Origin of the sequence: Micromonospora sp. DSM 45708 (assembly GCF_039566955.1) — a bacterium.
Classification (GTDB): Bacteria; Actinomycetota; Actinomycetes; order Mycobacteriales; family Micromonosporaceae; genus Micromonospora.
Genome location: NZ_CP154796.1, coordinates 2,710,522 through 2,731,386, shown reverse-complemented (window position 1 = coordinate 2,731,386; position 20,865 = coordinate 2,710,522). Strand labels below are relative to the sequence as shown.

Sequence of the window (20,865 nt, the reverse complement as noted above, 5' to 3'; positions counted from 1 at the left end):
GGCGGCGGGGGCGGCCGCCGTGTCGACGCCGCCCCCGCCCGGTGTCACAGCCCGAGCAGCCGCAGGGGGACGGCGTTCGCCATCGCCTGCGCGCCCGCGTCGTTCGGGTGGATGTGGTCCCCGGCGTCGTACGCCGGCAGCAGCCGGCTGGGCTGCGCCGGGTCACGCAGCACGGCGTCGAAGTCGAGCACGCCGTCGAACTCGGCCCGGCCGGCCCCACGCAGCCAGGTGTTGACGGCGTTGCGGGTGGCGTCCTTCTCCTCGGTCCACACGCCCGGCCCGCCGTTGCCCTCGTACGGGGTGATGGTGCCGACCAGGCTGGTCAGCCCGCGCGCCTTGACCTGCTGGTTGAGCTGGCGCAGCGAGGCGATGATCGCCTCGGCGCTGTCGCCGTTCATCCAGATGTCGTTGATGCCCAGGTGGGTGATGACGGTCCGGACGCCGGTCTGCGGGAACACGTCCTCGTTCAGCCGGGCCAGCGCGTTCGGGCCCAGCTCGTAGTAGCCGGGGAACCCGCCCGCGCCGGGCTCCGGGCCCTCGTGGTTGAGCCGGTTGCCGGCCAGGCTGAGGTTGAGCACGCCCGGCGTACGGACCTCCGGGCGGGCCTCGATCAGCCGCGCGGCGAGCAGATCCGGCCAGCGCTTGTCGGCGTTGACCGTGCTGCCGTTGCCGTCGCCGATGGAGTCGCCGAGCACCACCACCGAGCCCGGCGCGACCTTGCGCTCCACGTCGATGCCGGAGAGGAACATCCAGCAGCAGTTCGGCTTGATGGTGAAGCCGGCGCCGCCGGCCGCGGTGGTCAGGTCCGTGGCGCCGATGAAGTTGGTGACCCGGGACTGGCCGTGGAACGTGACCGGTCCGGTGAGCACCGGGAAGTACAGGGTGACCACCAGGTCCTCCTGCTCGGCCACCGGGTAGGCAAGCGCGTCGCTGAGCAGTTCGGCGCCCTTGTTGATGGTCGCCGACGTGCCGCCGGAAAACGTCAGTTCCCGGACGCTGGCCGGGTCGACGTCGGACAGGTCGTCGACGGTTGCGGTGTTCGGCCGGGCGACCGTGGCGTGCCCGACCTTGACGGCCTGCTCGCCGTAGAGGTTGGTGAGCCGGACCCGCAGGCGCGGGCCGCCCACCGTGGTCTGCACCGTCATCCGGATGCTCTGGTCGTTGAGGCCGGTGTTGGTCAGCCCCACGGTGTTCCCTCGGGTCACCGCGGCGGCCCAGCTCCCCGCCCACTCGGCGCGCCCGTGCCCGGCGCGGTCGGTGTCGGTGGGGCCGGCGCTCGCGGTGACCGCCGGGGTGCCGGCGATCAGCAGCGTTGCGGCGGAAGCTATGACGTGCCATCTCTTCGGGGTCGGCATCGATCCTCCATGTTCGCCCAACCCCGGGCGCGGCGCGGTCGGCGCCACCTGCCCGGGCGATGGACCGGAAACTAGCCGCCGCTGGTGACGAGCGTCAATCAACCTGATCGACATGATCAAATGCCCACGGGATGCCGGGCCCCGACGTTCGGCTCTGTCCGCCGTGGACCGCCGCTGCCTAGGCTCGGAACCGGCGGCGGTGCGGTCGCCGACCCGGCACCCGCCGTCCGAGTACCGGCCCTGACCCGGGCCGGGCGCCGCTCGCGGACGATGATGGGGGCTGCCCGATGACCGACCGGCCGAACTACGTGCACGAGGCGCTGGAGTTGTTCGCCGGGTTCGGCGACCGGGAGGCGCTGGTCGGCGGTGACCGCCGGCTCACCTACCCGCAGGTCGCCGCCGAGGTGCGCGGCCTGGCCGCCGCGCTGCGCCGGCACGGCGTACGCCCCGGCGCGGCGGTGCTGGTGATGCTCGGCAACACGATCGAGGGTCCGCTGCTGCACCTCGCGCTGCACCTGCTCGGCTGCCGCGCCATGTGGGTCGCCCCGGTCACCTCCCGCCGCGAGATCGACGAGTTCGTCGCGCTGGCCGCGCCGGAGGTGTTCGTGCACGATCCCCGCGATCCGGAGTCCGGGCAGGTCGCGGCCGGCCTGGTCGGCGTACCGGTGCTCTGTCTCGGCCCCGGCGGCGCCGGACCGGACCTCACCGCGGACGGCGACGCCGACGACCCGACCGACCTGCCGGCCTCCGGGCCCGCGCCGGAGTCGTTCCTCCAGACCAGCGGCACCACCGGCACGCCCAAGCTGGTGCACCACCGGGAGAGCTTCTACCGGCAGGTGCTGGCGCTCGCGGCCGGCATCCGGGCCGCCGGGATCCCGCTGCTGCGGCACCTGTCACACTCCCCGATGTGGCTGGCCAGCGGCCAGATCACCACGCTTGTCAACCTGTTCACCGGCGGGGTGCTGTTCCTGCGCGAGCGGTGGGACCCGGCGGCGTTCATCGCGACCGTGGACGCCGAGCGGCTGACCTCCACGTTCGTCACCCCGCCGATGCTCTACGAGGTGCTCGACCATCCCGACCTGCCGGGCGCCGACTTCTCCGCGATGGTCATGTTCAACGTGGGCGCCGGACCCGCCGCGCCCGCCCGGCTGCGCCAGGCGATCGCCCGGTTCGGCCCGTGCCTGCGCATCGTCTACGGGCTCAGCGAGGCGGTGGTGATCTGCGCGCTGCCCGGGCTCACCGACGATCCGGAGCACCCGGAGCGGCTGCGCTCCTGCGGCCGGCCGTACGGGGACGTGACGGTCGAGATCCGCGACGCCGACGGGCGGGTGCTGCCGGCCGGCGTCGACGGTGAGGTGTGGGCCCGCACGAAGCTGAGCTTCGTCGGCTACCACGGCCAGCCGGAGCTGACCGCCGAGACGCTCGTCGACGGCTGGGTCCGCACCCGCGACATCGGGCACCTCGACGACGACGGCTACCTCTACCTGGTCGACCGGTTGCAGGACCGGATCCTCACCCGGCAGCGGAGCTGGCCGATCTACTCCCGCCCGATCGAGGACGTGCTCGCCGGCCACCCCGAGGTCCGCGCCGCCGCGGTGATCGGGGTGCCGGACCCGGTGGCCGGGGAGCTGCCGCACGCGTACGTGGTGCCGGCGCCGGGCGCGTCGGTCACCGGCGACGACCTGATCGCGCTGGTCACCCGGGAACTGAGCGAGACCTGGGCGCCCGGCGCGGTGGAGTTCGTCGACGCGTTGCCGCTGAACCGGTCCGCGAAGGTCGACAAACGCGCGCTGCGGGTCCGGTACGCACAGACGCACCCGGCCGACGCGGACCCGATCGGCAGTCCGGCGTGAACCCGCGCCGGGAGTTGTACACCCTGGTCGGCGCCGACCTGCTGTCCAACCTCGGCACCCGGATCTCGGTGGTGGCCATCCCCTGGCTGGTGCTGGAGACCACCGGCAGCCCGACCCGGATGGGCCTGGTGGCCGCCGCGGAGACGCTGCCGTACATGCTCTCCAGCGCGCTGGCCACCCCGTGGGCGGACCGGTTCGGCGTCCGCCGGACCTCGGTCTTCGTGGACGCGGCCAGCGCGGTCGCGATGGCGGTGGTGGCGCTCGCGCCCTGGCTCGGCTTCGGCACGCTGCTGGTGCTGGTGGCGATCGCCGGCGGGCTGCGCGGCATCGGGGACCGGGTCAAGCACGTGCTGTTCAAGCCGGCCGCCGAGCGGGCCGGGGTGCCGCTGATCCGGCTCACCTCCGCCTACGACGGGCTGGCGCGGGGCATGACGCTCTTCGGCGCGGTGCTGGGTGGACTGCTCATCGACTGGGTGGGGCTGACGCCGGCGATCTGGGTCGACGCGGCCACGTTCGCGGTCTGCGCGCTGCTGATCGGCGTGCTGGTCCGGCCGCCCGCGCCGACACAGCCGGCGCCCCGGGAGCCGTACCTGCGGGCGCTGCGCGGCGGCTTCGCGTACCTGCGCACCGACCGGACGCTGCTGATCATGCTGACCGTGGTCTCGGTGTCCAACATGTTCGCCAACGCCAGCGTCGCGGTCTGGATCCCGCTCTGGGTCAACCAGGTGCTCGGCGACCCGGCCGGGTTCGGGCTGCTGCTGGGCGTCTTCTCGGCCGGGGCGCTGCTGGGCAACCTGCTGTTCACGCTGGTCGGCACGCGGCTGCCCGGTCAGGCGGTGTTCGCGCTGGGGTTGGCGCTCAGCGGCGCGCCCCGACTGCTGGCGCTGGCGCTCAGCGACGACCTGGTGGTGGTGCTGGTGGTGACGTTCCTGTCCGGGATCGGGATCGCGGCGGTGAATCCGCTGCTCGGCGCCGCGCTCTACCAACGGGTGCCGGCGGCGTTGCAGACCCGGGTGCTGGGTATCTCCGGCTCGGTGGCGTTCCTCGGCCTGCCGGTGGGCGCGCTGCTCGGCGGCTGGTCGGTGGCGCTGCTCGACCTGACCCCGGCGCTGCTGGCGATGTCGGTGGCCTGCCTGGTGCTCACCGTGGCGCCGCTGCTGTTCCTGCGGTCCGGCGCCGGCCGGTCGGCGCCGGAACCGGTCGCCCCCACGCCGGCCTGACCGGCGAGGCCGGTGGGTGGGTCGAGCGCGGTCGCGCGCGCTCGGGGCCGCCCCCGCCATGCGCGAACCGCTACTCTCTGGCTGCCACGGGCGAGGTCCGCGGCGGTGAACGGGGGAAGTCGAGAGTGCACCGGCGCGGCGGCGCTCCGGTGTGTCCTGCGCCTGGCGCAGCGGACGGTCAACACCGTCCAGTGGTCGACGTCTCTCCCGGCTCGTCGGCAGGTGCGGCGGGCCGGTGGCCTGGCCAGTGCTCGAAGGACGGGAAAGAGGAGTATGAGCGTCATCCGAAAGCGTCGCACCCGGAACGCGGCGGCGTTTGTCGTCGTGGCCCTGACGACGAGCTTGGTCAGCGGCGGGGCCGCCCGGGCGGTCAGCGGCGTCAGCCCGGTGCCGGAGGGCAGCTACGCGTTCACCGCGAAGATCCAGAACGACCTGCGGGCCTGCTCCGCGGTGCTGGTCGAGCCAACCTGGGTGATCACCACCGCGAGCTGCCTCGCGGAGCCCGGCCAGCCGCTCGTCGCCGGCCCGCCCACCCGGCGCACCACCGTCACGGTCGGCAGGACGGACCTGAGCACCACCGCCGGGCACGTCCTCGCCGTCACGGCCGTGCTCCCCCACCCGACCCGCAACGTCGCGCTCGCCCAGTTGGAGAAGCCGGCGGACGGGGTGCCGCCGGTCACCATCGGCGCGTCCGCCGCCCAGGGCGAGGAGCTGCTGGCCGCGGGCTTCGGCCGTACCGCGACCGAGTGGGTGCCGGACAAGCTGCACGCCGGCACGTTCACGGTCACCGGCGTCACCGCCGACGCGCTCACCGTCGACGGCAGCGCCTCCGCCGCCAGCCTGTGCAAGGGCGACGCCGGTGGCCCGCTGCTGCGCACCGGCACCGGCCAGCCGCAGGTGGTCGCCCTGCACGACAGCTCCTGGCAGGGCGGTTGCCTGGCCGAGACCGACACCCGGCGCACCGCCACCGAGGTGCGGGTGGACGGCCTCGCCCCGTGGATCGCCGCGAGCACCAGGAACAACTACGTGGCGCTCTCCCCCGGCGCGCTCCTGCTGGACACCCGCAACGCCACCGGCGCGCCCGCCGGGCTCCGCGGCGCGGACAGCACCACCGACTTCCCCGTGCTCGGCGTCGGCGGGGTCCCCACGACGGGGGTGTCCGCCGTCCTGGTCGACGTGACCGCGGTCAGCCCGACCGCCAACACGTTCCTGACGATGTTCCCGCAGGGTTCCGCCCGGCCGGCCACGTCGTCGCTCAACGCCTCGATCGGTGAGGTCATCTCGACGACCCAGATCGTGCGGCCGGGTCCGGACGGCCGCGTCGCGGTCCACAATCGCGCCGGTACCGTCCACATCGTCGTCGAGGTGCACGGCTACTTCACCACCGGGGCGGGCGGCGGGCTGGTCGCCGTGCCGCACAACCGGGTGGTCGACACCCGGGACGGGACCGGCACCACCGTGGGGAAGATCCCGAACAACGGCGCCAAGACGTTCACGTTCACCGGCGACGTCGTGCCGAGCGGTGCGACGAGCGTGTTCCTGGACGTCGCCGTGGTCGGCTCGACCGGTGCCGGCTTCCTCCGCGCCCACCCCGAGGGCGGCACCGACGGGACCAGCGCCCTCGACTACGTCGGCGGGGTCACCTCGCAGGGCATCGCGGTCAAACTCTCGTCCGCCGGAAAGGCCACCTTCGTCAACCGGGGGCCGGCGGTCGACCTGGTGATCTCCGTGCAGGGCTACGTGACCGCCGACCCGACGCGCGGCGCCGACCTGCGGACCGCACCGGCGATCCAGGTCGTGGACACCCGGGCCGACAGCGGCACGCCGATCAGGGCACGGGGTGACCTGTTCGTCAACCTGGCCGACCCGGTGGGCGTCTCGCCCGACGCGGTGGGCGGTGCCCTGCTCTCCGTCACCGTGGTGGGTCCGACCGGCTCGGGTTACCTGACCGTCGAGTCGGGCGAGGGCCCGTTCGCGTCCACTCCCGAGGGACCGGTCGTGACCAGCCAGTCGGTGGCGAACTTCGCCGCCGGCCAGCTCCCCCGCACCACGATGGTGCTGGTCAGGGTGAACGACAACGATCTGCGCAGCGCGACCAGGAACGTCCGGGTACTGAACGTCAGCGGCGGCACGGTGCACGTCATCGTCACGCTGCACGGCTGGTTCAACCGGCCGCCGGCCGCCGGCGCCTGAGCCGACGGCACGACCCCACTCCGCCGCCCCGACCGTCCGACCGGTCGGGGCGGCGGAGCGCTTTCCCCGCCACGACCGCTCGGCTAGCCTCCCGGTCATGTCATCGACGTTGACCGAGGCCACGGATCCCTGGTGCCTGCGCCCCGGCGAGGCCACCGACCTGCTGCGCGACCATCCGTGGCACCGGTTCGTGGTGCTCGGCGACAGCGTCGCGGAGGGCCTGTGCGAGCCGCTCGACGGCTACCCGGACGTGCAGTGGGCCGACCGGGTCGCGGCCGAACTTCGGGCCGTGCGGCCGGAGCTGGCATACCTCAACCTGGGGCGGCGCGGGCTGCGGGCGCACGAGGTGCGGGCCACGCAACTGGCCGACGCGCTGGCGTTCGGACCGGACCTGGCGCTGGTGGTGTGCGGTGGCAACGACGCGTTCCGGCCCGGCTACGACCCCGACGCGGTGGACGTGGAGCTGGCCGCGATCATCACCGCGTTACGTGACGCCGGGGCGGACGTGATCACGGTGGGCATGTTCGACGTCTCGCACAGCCCTGCGGTGCGGGACACGCTACGGGCCGGGCTGGGCGCGCGGATGCGCCGGCTGGCTCGGCACACCCGCGCGGTGGCCGAGCGCCTCGGCACGCTGCACGTGCACCTCACCGACCATCCGCTGGTCGCCGACCCGTCGCTGTACAGCGGCGACGGCCGGCACGGCAGCGCCCGCAGCGACGCCGTCGCCACCGCCGAGACCCTCCGCGTGCTCGCCACCCACCACACCCGGCGCGCACCCGCCGCGGACGGGTCGCGACCCGGACCGGTCGCCGGCGACTGACCGACTGGGCGTCATGGCCGCCCCTGACCTCCGTCCCGGGCGTGGCGCCGACCCATCAGCTCGCACCGCCGGGGCCGGGCCGTCGGGCTGTCGGATCGCCGGCCCGCCGGCAGGGCGACGCTCGCCGCTGGTGGCGGGCCGGTTCCGCGAATACGGCCCGGCCGGATGATCGACTTCCGCTGCCCGGCTCTGCCCACGTGACACCAACGGGCGCTGCGGGGTTGGCCGACCCCGCGCCGCACGGTCCTCGCCGCCGGCGACGGTCAGGCGTACGAGCGCCTTACGAGCTGAGGGCGTAAACGACTCAGAACTGCGTGACCCGCGACCCGCAGCGACCTGCCCGATGCCCTCGCAACCCGCGACACTCGTGCTCTCCAACCACGCCGGACCGGAATCAGAGTCCACGGCTCGGTGATCAAGGAGTTGGCGTCGGGTTCACCGGTGCGCGGGGACACGAACTCCTTGATCACGTCATCGGGGCGGGGCAGGGCGGGGCAGGGGGCGGGGGCGGGGGTTAGGGGTGGTGGGCGGGGGTCAGGAGGCCGGTGAGCAGGGCGCGCAGGGTACGGGTGAACAGGTCGCCGTCGGGCGGTGTGGTGGCTGCGCCGGCGAACGCGGCGGCCAGATGGGGGTACGCCGCCATGTCCACGTGGTCGAACGTGACCGCGCCTGTCGCCGCCGCGCTGCGGGCGAAGAGCGAGACGACGCCGGTGACCATGGCGATCGCCTCGAACTTCGCGGCGGCCCCGGCCGGCACCGGTTGCAGGATGCGCAGGCAGGCGTCGAAGTGGGCGAGCGTGTTCGGCCCGGGCGTGGCGCGCCGGCCGAGCGCGTCGGCCAGCCACGGGTGGCGCCGGTGCAGCGCGAGCTGGCGGCGGGCCAGCAGCAGGAACTGGTCGACCCAGCCGCCGCCGTCGGTCGGGTAGGGCCGCAGCTCCCCCACGCACCTGTCGACCATCAGGTCCAGCAGGTCGTCGCGGGACGACAGGTGCCGGTAGAGCGAGCCGGCGGCCATGTCGAGCGCGCCGGCCACCGCCCGCATCGACACGGCGTCCAGCCCGCCGGTGTCGGCGAGCGCGACCGCCGCGGCGGCGATCTCGTCCCGGCTGTGCGTCGGGGTGGGCCCGCGGCTGCCGCGTGGCGGCCGGGTCCAGATCGACGGTCCGGTGGATCCGCCGTCGGCCGGGTTCGGGGATGCGCCGCTCACCACCCCACTGTAAACTGCAAACAGCGTTCGCAGTTTCAGGGGGTCGGAGAGGAGCGGTCATGCAACGGATCACGGCGGCGGACGGCGCGGAGATCGTCCTGCACTCCAGGGGCACCGGGCCGGGGCTCGTGGTGGTGCACGGCGGCGGGGTGACGATCGCGGAGTACCGTCGACTGGCCGCGCGACTCGCCGAGCGGTTCACCGTGCACCTCTACAACCGCCGGGGGCGGGCGGACGCCCCAGCCCGGCGCGAGCCGTACTCGGTGGAGCAGGAGATCGACGACCTCGGCGCGGTGCTCGCGCACACCGGCACCCGATGGGCGGTCGGGCACAGCTACGGCGCGTTCATCGTGCTACGCGCCGCGCTGCGACTGCCGCTGGAACGGATCGCGGTCTACGACGCCCCGCTGCGACTGGCCGGGCACGGCATGCCGATGGCGTTCCTCGAACCGGCCGAGGCGGCCGTCCGGGCCGGACGGACCGCCCGGGCGCTGGCCATCGTGGGCGCCGGCGTCGACCCGCAGAACCCGGCGTCGCGGCTGCCGCTGCCGGTCCGGACCGCGATCACCCGACTCTTCCTGCGTACCGAGGTCGGGCGCACCATGGGCGCACTGGTCGGGATGACGCTCGCCGAGTCACGCCAGATCCTGGCGCACGACGGGCCGGCCGAGCAGTACGCCGGCGTCACCGCCGACACGCTCCTGATCAGCGGCGCCCGGGCCGCGCCGTTCTTCACCGAGACCAACGAACTGCTGGCCGCCGTCCTCCCGCACGCCCGCACGCTGCGCGTGCCCGGCAGCGCCCACAACGGCATCGCCGTGGCGCCGCCCGCCCTGGTCACCCCCCTGACCGCCTTCTTCACCACCCCCGGCGATCATGAGGTTGGCGGCGACACGTCCGACGCCGGGCACCGCTAACTTCATGATCACCGGGGTGGGAGTCGGTCAGTCGGTGAGCAGGATGCCGGACATCAGGACGCCCCGGGCCAGGTTGAGGACGCCCTCGCAGCCCGGGTAGCCGACCCTGGCCAGGGCACCGGAGGCGGTGCGGTCGAACAGGTACGGCGCGAGGCTGTACGGGACGTCGGCGGTGACCGTCTCGCCGGTCTCGACCCGCACGAAGTCCATCGCCACCCGGTCCGCCTCGTGGTAGCGCTGGAGGATGTGTCCGCCCGCGTCGATCGCGGCCCGCACCCCGTCCTCCCAGGCCACCGCGCTCAACTCCGGCCCGATGAGTACGCCGTGCCCGGCCGACCCGCCGGCCGGCTTGGCGACCAGGTCGGCCTGCGCGGCCAGCGCGTGGTCCAGGTGGTCGGCGGTGAGCGCGACGGTGTGCGGCACGTACCGGCGGACCAGCACCCGGTCGGGCTCCGGCAGCAGGTCCAGGTCGGCCCAGAGCCAGGCGTAGTTCAGCTTGTTGCTGAGCAGCCAGGCCGCACTGCTGACGAACATCGGCAGCGTGCCGGCCGCCAGCGCGCCGGCCACCGCGTCCAGGCCGGCGCTGGGCGTGACCCGGTTCGGCACGAACAGCCGGAACAGCGCGTCCACCGGGGCGCCGTCGACCACCAGCCGCCGCTCGGCGTCCAGCGTGGCGACGGCGACCGGCGCGATCACCAGGTCGATGCCGAACGGCCGGGCCTGGTCGACGAGCGGCGAGAGGATCCGGATGAACGTCTCCGGGTCGTCCAGCCCCGGATACTCCGCCTGGAAGTCCATCAGCAGCGCCACCCGTGCGCCGTCGGGCAGCCCGAGCGTGTCCCGGATGGCGACGAACCGCTGATCCAGCAGGGACGGCGCGGGCCGCGCCCGGTCGAGCAGGCCGGCGTCGCGGTACAGCTCCGCGTACCGCTGGATCACGGTGTCGGCGTCGAAGCCGCCGCCGAGGCTGCTGTCGATGTTGTACTCCACGATGCAGGGCACGCCGCCGGAGAACAGCACGTCCGGCCGGTACGCGGCCAGCAGCCCGTCGTGCAGTTCCTCGTCCGGGTCGAGCAGCCGGGTCTCCCCCTCCGGCACGTCGAGCAGCCGACGAAGCTCACCGGCGGTGCCGGCCCGCCGCCGGCACGCCTGGAGGATGAGCTGGGCGATCCGGTCGCAGACCTCGTTCAGCTCGCGGAACGCGTCCGCGGTGAGCACCGGCGGGCGGGCCAGCCGCCACTGCGTGTTGTAGGTGGCCCGGCCGTGGAAGATCTTCTCCCAGGCGCCGGCGCCGGCCGTCACCATGGCCGACCGGGTGGACTCGGGCAGGTCGGTCCACGCCGCGCCCAGCGGCGGCCACGGGTAGTTCGGGTCCATCGTTCATCCGTCCTTGAGGGTCAGTTGGATGGCGGCGGTGAGCTGGTCCCGGCCGGGCTGCACGGCCCGGTCCAGGGCCGGCGCGAACGGCAGCACCGCGCCGTCGGGCCGGGTGACCCGCCTCGGCGGGGCGGCCAGCCGGACCCGCTCCACCACTGTCGCGATGATCTCCCCGGCGATGCCGCAGGAGCGGTTGCCGTCGTCGACCACGACGAGGCGTCCGGTACGGCTCACCGACCCGACGAGTCCGTCCCAGTCGAACGGGTACAGCGTGCGCGGGTCGAAGACCTCCACCGACGCCTGGCCGGCCAACTCGTCGGCGACCGCGAGCGCGTCGTGCACCAGGTGCCCGACCGCGACCACCGTGACGTCGTCGCCGGCCCGGCGGACCACGCCCCGGCCCAGCGGCACCGGCGCCGGCTCGGTCACGTCCTCCCGCAACTCCAGGGCCCCGGCCGGGGCGAAGACCACCACCGGGTCGTCGCAGCGGATCGCGGAGACCAGCAGCCCGTACGCGTCGGCCGGGGTGGCCGGCACCACGGTGGTCACTCCGGCGTGGGCGAACAGCGCGTACGGGTGGTCGGAGTGCTGCCCGGCCCAACCGGTGCGGGAACCGGAGCCGGGCACCAGGTAGGTGACCGGCACCGCGCACTGGCCGCCGGTCATCAGCGGGAACTTGTGCGCGTGGTTGACGATCTGCTCGAAGACCAGGAACAGCAGCGACGGGATCTGGAACTCGACCACCGGGCGGGCCCCGGCCAGCGCCGCCCCGGTGGCGAAGCTGGTGAACGCCTGCTCCGACAGCGGGGTGTCGCGCACCCGCTCCGGGCCGAACTTCTTCACCAGGCCGGTGGTGACGTTCGCGGCGGCCACCCGGATGTCCTCGCCGAGCACCACCACCGACTCGTCGCGGGTCATCTCGTCGGCGAGCGCCCGGGTGAGCGCCCTACGGTAGGAGAGCCGGGGCATCAGCCACCTCCGGTCCGGGCGGTCAGCCCGCTGGCGTACAGGTGGTCGAGGGCGGTCGCCGGGTCCGGGTGCGGGCCGGCCAGCGCGAAGTCGACGGCGGCGGCCAGCACCGCCTCGACGGAGGCGTCGATCTCGGCCCGCGCCGCCGGGTCCAGCCGCGCACCGGCGATCTCGACCGGGTCGCGGGAGCGGCCGTCGGCCACCTCCTGCGGCGGCCGGTAGTCGAGGCGTACCCGGTGTTCGAACGTGTGGTGGGCGTCGAACCGGTAGGTGTGCGCCTCGATCAGCTCGGGCCCGCCGCCGGCGCGCATCCGCGCGACTGCGGCGGCGGCGGCCTCGCGTACCGTCTCCGGGTCCTGGCCGTCGACGGCGGTCGCCGGCATGCCGAACGCCTCGGCCCGCCCGGCGATCGTGCCGGCCACCGCGCCGGCGACCGGCATGGTGGTGGCGTAGCCGTTGTTCTCGCAGACGAACAGCACCGGCACCCGCCAGAGCGCGGCCAGGTTGAACGCCTCCAGCAGCATCCCCTCGTTGACCGCGCCGTCGCCGAAGAACGTGGCGCCGACCAGGTCGGCGCCGCGCCGCCGGCGCTCCCACACCGCTCCGGTGAGGATCGCGCCGGCGGCCCCGACGATGGCGTTGGCGCCGAGCACGCCGACCCCGAAGTCGGCGGCGTGCATCGACCCGCCGCGGCCCCGGTTGAGCCCGGTGACCCGGCCGCACAGCTCGGCCAGCATCCGGGCCGGGTCGGCGCCCTTGGCCAGCACGTGCCCGTGGCCACGGTGGGTGCCGGTGACCAGGTCGCCGGCCTCCAGCGCCGCGCACACCCCGGCGGCGATCCCCTCCTGGCCCAGGTACGGGTGGATGCCGCCGACGATCTCCCCGGCGTCGACCAGCTCGATCGCGCGTTCCTCGAAGCGGCGGATCAGCCGGACCGTCCGGTAGAGCGCGGCCGGGTCGGGGCCGGTCACGCCGGACGGCCCTCCTTGATCGCGGCGAGGATGTCGTCCCAGAGCCGGGCCCGGGCGGCCAGCGCGTCGTTCACCGTGTCCGCGCACTCCTGCCACTTGGTGTCGTCGTCGCCGCACAGGTCGGCGAGCATCTGCATGGCCATCGGGGTGTGCTGCTCGCCGTCGACCTCGATGTGCCGCTCCAGGTAGTCGACGAACGTGTTCAGCCGGTTGCTGCGCTCGTTGACGGCGACGACCTGGGTGAACATCTCCGGGATGAGATCCTCCCGGCCGAACGCGAACGCCGCCGCCTGGCAGTGCACCGGCGTGGTCTCGATGATCCGCCAGGTGGTGCCCGCGAACGCCGCCGACGGCGCCGGCACCCCGGCCTCGCCGAACGCCTCGGTGACCGGCCGTCCGGCGCGCAGCAGGTCGACAAGCTTCTCCACCGCGCCGGTGTCCGCGCCGGCCTCGGTCATGCCGCGCACGTAGAGCTCGAAGTGGCTGATGTAGCCCTCACCCAGCTCGTCGCTCTCCTCGACCATGACGATGTCGTTGATCAGGCGGCGGCTGCCGGTCGGGCCGGTCGGGATCCACGGGACCGTGACGCAGGTGAGCTGGCGCTGCAACGACTTCAGCAGGGACATGAAGTCCCAGACCGCGAAGACGTGGTGCTCCATGAACGTGACGAGCGCCTCGTGCGTGTCCAGGTTGGCGTAGAGCGGGTGGTTGACCACCACGTCGCGGCGTTCGGTCACCGCCCGCTCCAGCCGCTCGATCCCCGGGTGCGTCTTCCCCCAGTCGTACCGTGACATTGTCAGCCTCCCTGCTGGGCGCGGTCGCGCCAGATGACCGGGCAGTAATCGGGGTCCGCGTAGTCCGGCCGGCCCTCGTGGGTGCGGCGGACCAGCACGTCGTGGTTGTACGCGGCGAGCGTGCCGTCGGAGAGCGGATACTCCCGCCAGGCGTTGTCGCCGTCCTGCAAATGCAGCGAGATCGCCCGTCGGGGGCGTCCGCTGACGTTCGCACCGCTGCCGTGGTAGGTGCGGCAGTGGTGGAAGCTCATGTGTCCCTTGGGGATCACCATGGGGATCTTGCGGATCTCGGCGTGGTTGAACGCCGCGTTCTCGGCCAGCATCGCCTCCAACTGGCTGCGGTCCCGGTCGGCGAAGTGCCGCACCACCGTGTCGTCCGCGCCGATCTCCCGCCACCGGTGCGAGCCGTCCACCATGGTGATGGTGCCCATCTCCTCGCCGCAGTCGTGGAACGGGATGAACGCGGTGAGCATGCGCTCCGACGACGAGGACGCCCAGTAGTGCTTGTCGAAGTGCCAGGGCACGATGTTCGACGGCTCGCCGGCGATCGGCGGCTTCCAGATCAGCGTCGACTGGAAGATCCGGATCTCGGTGGCCCGGGCCAGCCGGGCCGCGACCGCCCCGATCAGCGGCTTGCGCAGGATGCGGGAGATCCCGTCGTGCTCGTGGTGGACGTAGTCGTTGTGCCGCTGCACGTCGCCGCGCGACGGCTCCCAGTAGGCCAGCTTCGGCGGGCGCGCCGGCAACCGCCGGTCGCGTTCCCCGGCGTAGTAGCGGTCGGTCGCCGCCACCAACTCGTCCACCTCGTCGTCGGTGAACAGCTTCTTCGACAGGTACCAGCCGTGCTCGGCGTAGTGCCGGACGTCGTCGTCGGAGGGCAGCAGCGCCTCCTCCTCGGCGGTCAGCCCGGGATCGATGGTGGTCATGCCGAGCCGGCCGGGCATGGCCTCACGGCCCTCGCTTCGCTCGGTGCGTTCACTCATGCCGTCACCCCTCCGGCCGCGACGACGGGGGTCGCCCCCGCCGCGGCCAGTTCACGTTCCTTGGCCTCGTAGAGCGCCTTGATGTTGCCGCTGCCGAAGGTGCGCGCCCCGCGCCGCTCGATGACCTCCAGGAAGAGCGTGCGACGCACGTGCATCGACTCGGTGAAGATCTGCAGGAGCTGGCCGTCGTGGTCGGAGTCGACCAGGATGCTCAGCTCGCGCAGCCGGTCCACCGGCGCGTCCAGCCGGCCGACCCGCTGTTCCAGGTCGTCGTAGTAGGCGCCCGGGGTGCGGGCGAAGCGCACCCCCCGGCCGGCGAGCGCGCCGACCGTGGCGACGATGTCGTCGGTGCGCAGCCCCAGGTGCTGCACGCCGGCGCCGGCGTGCCAGCGCAGGAAGTCCTCGATCTGGCCCGGACGCGCGCCGGTGTCCGGTTCCAGCAGTACCAGCGTGACCTGCCCGGACCGGCTCTGCACCACCTTGGAGTTCATCGCCTGCCCGGCGACCTCGACGTGCTCGGTGAAGATGTGCGCGAAGTCGAACACCTTCTCGTAGTGCGCCACGGTGGCGTCGAGCTGCCCGGGCGGCACGCAGACCGCCAGGTGGTCGACCTCGGCCAGCAGCGCGTCCCCGTCCGGCGCGGCGACCGGTTCGATCGCGCCGGGCAGGAACACGCCGCGGTCGCCGCGCCGCTCGACGAGGCGGTGCAGCACGTCGCCGAAGCCGCCGACCTCCGCGATCACCACCTCGGCGTCCGCGCCGGTGTAGGCGCGCGGCGGGGTCACCCCGGTCGCGCCGCGGGCCACCAGCTCCGCGTACGCCCCGGCGGCGTCGTCGACCGCGAGCGCGACCACGGCGATGCCGTCGCCGTGCCGGTGCACGTACGTGGCGGCCGGGTGCTCGGCGGACAGGCCGGTGGTCAGCAGCAGCCGGATGCCGGCCTGCGCCAGCAGCAGGGAACGCTGCCCGGCCAGCCCGGTCTCCGGTCCGCCCTGGCCGCGCAGCCGGAACCCGATCGCGGTGTCGAAGTAGAAGGCCGCCTGCCGGGCGTCCCCCACGTAAAGCTCCAGATGGTCTATGCCGTTGATGTGCATGGGCTTCCCCCTGTTCCCCCCGTGGTAGCGACCCGGGCACGTCGCCCGGGAATGGAGTCCGGTCAGTCCGCGTCCGGGGTGGCGATCCGGCGCAGCAGCAGGCTGACGTTCTGGCCGCCGAACCCGAACGAGTTCGTCAGCGCGTGGTCGGTCCGGGTGGGCCGGGGCACGGCGCGGACGTGGTCCGCCTCGCACTCCGGGTCCGGGTCGTCCAGGTGGTAGGTGGGTGGGAGCAGGCCGCGCCGCAACGCCAGCGCGGTGGCCGCGGCCTCCAGCACGCCGGACGCGCCGAGCAGGTGCCCGGTCAGCGCCTTGGTGGAGCTGACCGGCACGCCGCCGACGCCGAACACGTCGGCCAGCGCGACCGTCTCGGCGACGTCGCCGAGCTTCGTGCCGGTGCCGTGCGCGTTGACGTAGCCGACGTCCGCCGGCCCGATCCCGCCGGCGGCGAGGGCCCGGCGCATGCACGCGGCGGCGCCGGCGCCGTCCGGCCGTGGCGCGGTCGGGTGGTACGCGTCGGTGTTGGTGCCGTAGCCGGCGACCTCGGCGTAGCCGGTGACGCCCCGGGCGGCGGCGTGCCCGGCCCGCTCCAGCACCAGCAGCGCCGCGCCCTCGGCGAGCACGAACCCGTTGCGGCGCTTGTCGAACGGCCGGCTGGCCTCGGTGGGCTCGTCCCAGCCGCGGGCCAGCGCCCGGGCGTTGCCGAACGTGTCGGCGAACGTGCCGAACAGCGGCGCTTCGCTGGCCCCGCAGACCACCACGTCGGCCTCGTCGGCGCGGATCAGGCGTACCCCGTCGGCGACGGCCTGAGCGCCGGAGGCGCAGGCCGTGCCCACCGACGAGCTGTAGCCGCGGATGCCGTGCGCGATGGCGATCCGGGCCGACGGCATGTTCGGCAGGATCCCGGTGAGCAGGTACGGGCTGACCGCCGCCCGGCCGCGTTCGGCCCGGGCCACGATCTGGCGTTCCAGCGTGGACATGCCGCCGACCCCGCCGACGATCACCGCGATCCGCTCCGGGTCGACGTCGCGCCCCACCTCGATGCCGGCGTCGGTGAGCGCCTCGGCGGCGGTGAGCAGCGCGAGCAGCACGACCCGGTCGAGCACCTTCGTCTCCGGTCCGGAGGCGACGCTGCGCGGGTCGATGTCCGGCAGCACCCCGGCCACCTCCAGGCTGTCCCGCGCCGGGTGCCCCTCGGGGGGCCGGCGCAGGCCGGAGCGGCCGGTGAGCAGCGCGTCGAACGTGTCCGTCACGCCGCGACCGGCCGGCGTGAACAGCCCCATGCCGGTGATCACGGCGGTCATGACGGCGCCTCGGTCAGGTAGCGCTCGCGCAGCGCCACCTTGCGGACCTTGCCGGTCACGGTGACCGGGATGTCCTCGGCGCGCACCGGCACCACCCGGCGCAGCGTGGCGGCCACGTCGGGCCCGAGCGCCGCGCGGATGCGGGCGGTGCGGTCCTCGCCCGGGTCGGCGCCGGCCGCCAGCTCCAGCAGCACGTCGGTCGTCACCTGGTCGCCGTCGGCGACGATGACCACCGTGCAGTCGGTCACGTCGGCGCAGGCGGCGAGGATCCGCTCCTCGGACAGCGCGGTGAAGAAGCGCTTCCCGCCCGCCACCTCGACCGAGTCGACCGCCCGGTCCAGGTGGTAGTAGCGGCCGTCGTCGTCGGCGTACACCAGGTCGCCGGTGAGGTACCAGCCGCGCAGCCGGAACCGGTAGGTGGTGACCGAGTCGTTCCAGTAGCCGCGGAACAACGACGGCGAGTCGATGCCCAGCCAGCCGACCTGCCCGGCGGGCAGCTCGTTGCCGTCCGCGTCGAGCACGGCCACCCGCGCGAACCGGTACGGGCGGCCGACGCAGCGGCCGTAGCGGTCGGTGTCCACGGTGTGCGTGATGTGGAACATCGAGTGGCCCATCTCGCTGGAGCCCAGCCCGTCGATGAAGACCGAGCCGGGCACCCGGGTCACCCCGTCGCGGGTCACCACGTCCCGCGAGCCGACCGCGACCAGCCGGCGCACGTGCGGCTCGTGCGAGCAGTCACCGGTGTTGAACCACAGCCGTACCGAGTCCAGGTCGTAGCCGGACAGGTCGAAGCGGGCCAGTTCGGCCCAGGTCATCGAGAAGCCGAAGACGCCGTCCGGCCGCCACCGCTGGATCGCGTCGAGCACCCGTTCGCCGCCCTGCTCGGAGAGCAGGTACATCTGCGCCCGGTTGCCCAGCGCCTGGTTGACCATGAGCACGGTGGCGGTGTGCGGGGCGGGCAACGCGTTGAGGATCCGGGTGGTGCCCTGGGCCTGCGGCATGGACAGCAGGTGCCGGGTGGCGGCGAAGAGGCTGGCGTGCGAGTGCAGCACCGCCTTCGGCACGCCGGTGGTGCCGGAGGTGTGCGTGATCACGATCGGGTCCTCGGGGTGGTGCCGGTAGTGCGCGGGCGCGGCGGCCGGGTCGCCGGCACCGGCGTGCGCCGGCTCACCGAGCAGCGGGGCGCCCAGGTCGTGTCCGGCCAGCGCGGCGGCGTGGTCGGCGTCGGCGAGCACGCCGGCGGCGCGCAGCCGGCGGATGTACTCGGCGGCGATCTCCGGGCGCAGCCGGCCGTTCATCAGCGCCGGGATGGCGCCGAGGCGGGTCAGCGCCAGGAACGACAGCACCATGTCGGCGGCGGTGCCGGCCCAGACCGCGACCGGGTCGCGCGGCTTCACCCCGCGTTCGTGCAGCCAGGCCGCCCGGGCGGTGACCATCCGGTCGAGTTCGCCGAGGGTCAGCGGGGTCTCGGCCGGGTGGCCGTCGACAGCGGTGTCGAAGGTGAGCCCCGGCCCGTCCGGGTCGGCGCCGTGGGCCAGCACCCGGGCGAGCACGTTGCCCGCGCCCAGTTCGGTGTCGGCGGCGAGCACGCCGCGTAGACCTTTCGTCCTCATTGAGGTGTCTCCTCCCCCAGCAGCACCGCGGTCGCCTCGCCCGGCGCTCCGTCCGGTGCCGGTTCGATCAGGATCAGCAACGCCTGCGCGGCGTCGCCGTCGTGGCACAGCAGGTCCACCTCGGCCTCGCCCTCGGCCCGTGGGTCCCCGGTCGGGCTCAGGCACACCACCGGCCCGTCCAGTCCCCAGCGCGCCGCCACGTGCCCGGCCACGCTGTTCGGCACCGACTGGAAGAAGAACAGCGGACCGACCCGCCCGCCGCCGGCCACCGTCTCCCGCACGTGCGCCGCCCCGGCCGTGTCGCCGCCGGCGCTGACCAGCACCACCGCCGTCCGGTTGTCGGCCGGCAACGGCCCGGAGCCGTACCGCCGCCCGAGGCACCGCTCGGCGACGGCCACCACCAGCGGATGGAAGGGCGAGTGCACGAACCCCGGCACCCCGGGCGGCGCGCCGTCCCCGTCCTCCGGCCAGCGCGCCTCGGCCAGCACCGCCCACACCGACTGCCCCGCGGTCACGGGGCACCCACCAGCAGTGCGGTGTTGGCGCCGCCGAAGGCGGCGTTGAGGGTCAGCGCGTACGGGGTCGGGGCGGGCCGGGGGGCGTCGCGGATGACGTCGAGCGGGCAGTCCGGGTCCGGGGCCAGCCAGCCGGCGGTGGGTGGCAGCTTGCCGTGCCCCAGCGCCAGCACGGTGACCACCAGTTCGAGCAGCCCGGACGCCTCCAGCGCGTGCCCGTGCACCGACTTGGTGGCGCTGACCGGCAGCCGCCGGGCGAGGTCGCCGAAGACCCGGGTCAGCGCCGCCGCCTCCGAGGCGTCGCTGAACGGCGTGCCGGTGGCGTTGGCGTTGACGTAACCGACCGCGTCCGGGGGCAGCCCGGCACGGCGCAGCGCCGACTCGACCGCCCGGGCCAGCCCGAGCCCGCCCGGATGCGGCTGGCAGGCGTGGTAGGCGTCCCCGGCCCGGCCCCAGCCGGCCACCGTGGCCAGCGTCGGCGCGCCCCGGCGGGCGGCGACGTCGGCCGACTCCAGCACCACCGCGGCCACCCCGTCACCGAGCAGCAGCCCCTTCCGGCCGGCGCTGAACGGGCGTACCGCCCCGTCGGCGGCGAGCGCCCGGCCGGCGTCGAAGAGCGCGTACTGGTCGGGTTCGACCAGATAGCCGGCCGCGACCACGACCCGTTCCAGGTCGCCGCGCCGGATCAGCGCGGCGGCGTCGGCGACCGCGGTGCTCGCCGAGACGCAGGCGCTGGTGTAGACCCGGGTGGGCCCGCCGAGGCCGCAGCGGTCGGCCAGGTGACCGGCGAGCGCCGGCACCGGTGGCCCGAGCCGCCCGCCGTCCGCCGCGCCGGGCACGTCCGACGCTTCCGCCGGCCGCCCGGGTACGGGCAGCGAGTGCGGCCCGCCGTGGGTGGCCAGGAACAGCGCCGTGCCCGCCCGGTCGGCCGGGTCCAGCCCGGCGGCCCGGCCGGCGCGGTCGACCGCGTCGGCCAGCTCGTCGGCGAGCGTGCCGACCTCCGGCAGGGTGGCCGCCACGGTGACCCGGCGGCCGGTGGTGTCGAAGCGGCGCACCGGGCGGAACGCCGGGGCGCCGGTGAGCACCCCGGACAGCAGCGCGTCGGCGCCCCTACCGAGGGCGCTGACCGCGTGCATGCCGATGATCCGTACGGGGCCCCGCTCAGCCATCTGCGGGAGCGGTCAGCGAGGCGCGGAACACGGTCAACGCGTCGTCGACGGTGCGGACGCCGGCGACCTGGTCGTCGGTCAGGTCCAGCCGGCGGTCGAACCGCTGCTCGACGAGGTGCACCAGCCAGGCCAGTTCCATCGAGCCGAGCCGGTCCGGCACCTGGTCGGCGGGCTTCGAGGTCAGTTCGGCGAGCATGTCCACCAGGTCAGCTCGCCCCAGGTCGGGCTGACCGGACATCAGGAGTTGTCGCTGTTCGTGGCCGCCCGGTCGGCGACCATGGTGGTGAACTCGCCGACCGTCATCAGGGCCAGCTTCTCCGACTCGTCGTCGGCGAACTTCAGCCCGTACCGGTCCTCGACCCGGACGGCGAGGTCGGCCAGCGCCAACGACTCCAGATCGACGCCGGAGGGGCCGAGGGTGGTGCCGTCGTCGAGGTCCTCGACGTCGTAGTTCATGTCGGCGAGCTGGTCGATGACGAAGGTGCGGACCTCGTCGCGCATGGGTGGG

At 74.2% G+C, this 20,865-nt stretch carries 19 protein-coding genes; 5 read left to right on the top strand and 14 right to left on the bottom strand.

The features are described 5' to 3' along the window. Positions 1-44: 44 nt before the first annotated feature. Positions 45-1,328 carry an SGNH/GDSL hydrolase family protein gene (locus VKK44_RS12010; RefSeq protein WP_343447748.1) on the bottom strand — a complete coding sequence of 428 codons (1,284 nt, stop codon included), beginning with the start codon at positions 1,326-1,328 and terminating at the stop codon, positions 45-47. 314 nt (positions 1,329-1,642) lie between these two features. On the opposite strand from VKK44_RS12010, the gene VKK44_RS12005 reads away from it, so the two are divergent. From VKK44_RS12005 to VKK44_RS11990, 4 genes are all read left to right on the top strand, one after another. Then, on the top strand, positions 1,643-3,208 hold the full coding sequence (locus VKK44_RS12005) for a class I adenylate-forming enzyme family protein (protein ID WP_343447004.1): 1,566 nt from the start codon (positions 1,643-1,645) through the stop codon (positions 3,206-3,208). Then, on the top strand, positions 3,205-4,428 hold the full coding sequence (locus VKK44_RS12000) for an MFS transporter (RefSeq protein ID WP_343447003.1): 1,224 nt from the start codon (positions 3,205-3,207) through the stop codon (positions 4,426-4,428). The genes VKK44_RS12005 and VKK44_RS12000 overlap by 4 nt, the downstream gene beginning before the upstream one ends. A gap of 273 nt (positions 4,429-4,701) precedes the next feature. Then, complete coding sequence (locus VKK44_RS11995) at positions 4,702-6,621, top strand: trypsin-like serine protease (protein ID WP_343447002.1); 1,920 nt, start codon at positions 4,702-4,704, stop codon at positions 6,619-6,621. Between the two features lie 97 nt (positions 6,622-6,718). Next, complete coding sequence (locus tag VKK44_RS11990; protein WP_343447001.1) at positions 6,719-7,444, top strand: SGNH/GDSL hydrolase family protein; 726 nt, start codon at positions 6,719-6,721, stop codon at positions 7,442-7,444. Positions 7,445-7,958: 514 nt separating this feature from the next. Here the strand turns inward: VKK44_RS11990 and VKK44_RS11985 are convergent. Then, complete coding sequence (locus tag VKK44_RS11985) at positions 7,959-8,651, bottom strand: TetR/AcrR family transcriptional regulator (RefSeq protein ID WP_343447000.1); 693 nt, start codon at positions 8,649-8,651, stop codon at positions 7,959-7,961. A 59-nt stretch (positions 8,652-8,710) separates the two neighbouring features. Between VKK44_RS11985 and VKK44_RS11980 the strand changes: the two genes are divergently transcribed. Further along, positions 8,711-9,568 carry an alpha/beta fold hydrolase gene (locus VKK44_RS11980; RefSeq protein ID WP_343446999.1) on the top strand — a complete coding sequence of 286 codons (858 nt, stop codon included), beginning with the start codon at positions 8,711-8,713 and terminating at the stop codon, positions 9,566-9,568. Positions 9,569-9,595: 27 nt separating this feature from the next. On the opposite strand, the gene VKK44_RS11975 is transcribed toward VKK44_RS11980, so the two are convergent. From VKK44_RS11975 to VKK44_RS11920, 12 genes are all read right to left on the bottom strand, one after another. Beyond that, positions 9,596-10,945 carry a hypothetical protein gene (locus VKK44_RS11975; protein WP_343446998.1) on the bottom strand — a complete coding sequence of 450 codons (1,350 nt, stop codon included), beginning with the start codon at positions 10,943-10,945 and terminating at the stop codon, positions 9,596-9,598. A gap of 3 nt (positions 10,946-10,948) precedes the next feature. After that, positions 10,949-11,914, bottom strand: a complete 966-nt coding sequence (locus tag VKK44_RS11970) for an alpha-ketoacid dehydrogenase subunit beta (RefSeq protein WP_343446997.1) — start codon at positions 11,912-11,914, stop codon at positions 10,949-10,951. After that, positions 11,914-12,885, bottom strand: coding sequence for a thiamine pyrophosphate-dependent dehydrogenase E1 component subunit alpha (locus VKK44_RS11965; RefSeq protein WP_343446995.1), 972 nt, complete (start codon positions 12,883-12,885; stop codon positions 11,914-11,916). Before VKK44_RS11965 ends, VKK44_RS11970 begins: the two co-directional genes overlap by 1 nt. Further along, on the bottom strand, positions 12,882-13,679 hold the full coding sequence (locus tag VKK44_RS11960) for a DUF3050 domain-containing protein (RefSeq protein ID WP_343446994.1): 798 nt from the start codon (positions 13,677-13,679) through the stop codon (positions 12,882-12,884). The genes VKK44_RS11965 and VKK44_RS11960 overlap by 4 nt, the downstream gene beginning before the upstream one ends. A gap of 2 nt (positions 13,680-13,681) precedes the next feature. Beyond that, positions 13,682-14,605, bottom strand: a complete 924-nt coding sequence (locus tag VKK44_RS11955; RefSeq protein ID WP_343447747.1) for a phytanoyl-CoA dioxygenase family protein — start codon at positions 14,603-14,605, stop codon at positions 13,682-13,684. A gap of 53 nt (positions 14,606-14,658) precedes the next feature. After that, positions 14,659-15,756: a 4-hydroxyphenylpyruvate dioxygenase gene (gene hppD / locus VKK44_RS11950; RefSeq protein ID WP_343446993.1), complete on the bottom strand. Its 1,098-nt coding sequence runs from the start codon at positions 15,754-15,756 to the stop codon at positions 14,659-14,661. 62 nt (positions 15,757-15,818) lie between these two features. Beyond that, positions 15,819-17,060, bottom strand: a complete 1,242-nt coding sequence (locus VKK44_RS11945) for a beta-ketoacyl-[acyl-carrier-protein] synthase family protein (protein WP_343446992.1) — start codon at positions 17,058-17,060, stop codon at positions 15,819-15,821. After that, on the bottom strand, positions 17,057-18,673 hold the full coding sequence (locus tag VKK44_RS11940; RefSeq protein WP_343446991.1) for a class I adenylate-forming enzyme family protein: 1,617 nt from the start codon (positions 18,671-18,673) through the stop codon (positions 17,057-17,059). Before VKK44_RS11940 ends, VKK44_RS11945 begins: the two co-directional genes overlap by 4 nt. Continuing rightward, a complete protein-coding gene (locus tag VKK44_RS11935; protein WP_343446990.1) occupies positions 18,670-19,188 on the bottom strand; it encodes a hypothetical protein in 519 nt (172 codons plus the stop codon). The genes VKK44_RS11940 and VKK44_RS11935 overlap by 4 nt, the downstream gene beginning before the upstream one ends. Further along, the gene (locus tag VKK44_RS11930) at positions 19,185-20,357 is read right to left on the bottom strand and encodes a beta-ketoacyl-[acyl-carrier-protein] synthase family protein (RefSeq protein WP_343446989.1); all 1,173 of its coding nucleotides are present in this window, start codon (positions 20,355-20,357) and stop codon (positions 19,185-19,187) included. Before VKK44_RS11930 ends, VKK44_RS11935 begins: the two co-directional genes overlap by 4 nt. Beyond that, positions 20,350-20,595, bottom strand: a complete 246-nt coding sequence (locus tag VKK44_RS11925) for an acyl carrier protein (RefSeq protein WP_343446988.1) — start codon at positions 20,593-20,595, stop codon at positions 20,350-20,352. The genes VKK44_RS11930 and VKK44_RS11925 overlap by 8 nt, the downstream gene beginning before the upstream one ends. After that, positions 20,595-20,858, bottom strand: a complete 264-nt coding sequence (locus VKK44_RS11920; RefSeq protein ID WP_343446987.1) for an acyl carrier protein — start codon at positions 20,856-20,858, stop codon at positions 20,595-20,597. The genes VKK44_RS11925 and VKK44_RS11920 overlap by 1 nt, the downstream gene beginning before the upstream one ends. Between the last annotated feature and the right edge of the window lie 7 nt (positions 20,859-20,865).

Bases quoted from the DNA above. Each gene is read 5' to 3' on its own strand.
- VKK44_RS12005 (WP_343447004.1), top strand. From the start codon at position 1,643: ATGACCGACCGGCCGAACTACGTGCACGAGGCGCTGGAGTTGTTCGCC.
- VKK44_RS11995 (WP_343447002.1), top strand. From the start codon at position 4,702: ATGAGCGTCATCCGAAAGCGTCGCACCCGGAACGCGGCGGCGTTTGTC.
- VKK44_RS11990 (WP_343447001.1), top strand. From the start codon at position 6,719: ATGTCATCGACGTTGACCGAGGCCACGGATCCCTGGTGCCTGCGCCCC.
- VKK44_RS11980 (WP_343446999.1), top strand. From the start codon at position 8,711: ATGCAACGGATCACGGCGGCGGACGGCGCGGAGATCGTCCTGCACTCC.
- VKK44_RS11975 (WP_343446998.1), bottom strand. From the start codon at position 10,945: ATGGACCCGAACTACCCGTGGCCGCCGCTGGGCGCGGCGTGGACCGAC.
- VKK44_RS11970 (WP_343446997.1), bottom strand. From the start codon at position 11,914: ATGCCCCGGCTCTCCTACCGTAGGGCGCTCACCCGGGCGCTCGCCGAC.
- VKK44_RS11960 (WP_343446994.1), bottom strand. From the start codon at position 13,679: ATGTCACGGTACGACTGGGGGAAGACGCACCCGGGGATCGAGCGGCTG.
- VKK44_RS11955 (WP_343447747.1), bottom strand. From the start codon at position 14,605: ATGACCACCATCGATCCCGGGCTGACCGCCGAGGAGGAGGCGCTGCTG.
- hppD (WP_343446993.1), bottom strand. From the start codon at position 15,756: ATGCACATCAACGGCATAGACCATCTGGAGCTTTACGTGGGGGACGCC.
- VKK44_RS11945 (WP_343446992.1), bottom strand. From the start codon at position 17,060: ATGACCGCCGTGATCACCGGCATGGGGCTGTTCACGCCGGCCGGTCGC.
- VKK44_RS11940 (WP_343446991.1), bottom strand. From the start codon at position 18,673: ATGAGGACGAAAGGTCTACGCGGCGTGCTCGCCGCCGACACCGAACTG.
- VKK44_RS11930 (WP_343446989.1), bottom strand. From the start codon at position 20,357: ATGGCTGAGCGGGGCCCCGTACGGATCATCGGCATGCACGCGGTCAGC.
- VKK44_RS11925 (WP_343446988.1), bottom strand. From the start codon at position 20,595: ATGTCCGGTCAGCCCGACCTGGGGCGAGCTGACCTGGTGGACATGCTC.
- VKK44_RS11920 (WP_343446987.1), bottom strand. From the start codon at position 20,858: ATGCGCGACGAGGTCCGCACCTTCGTCATCGACCAGCTCGCCGACATG.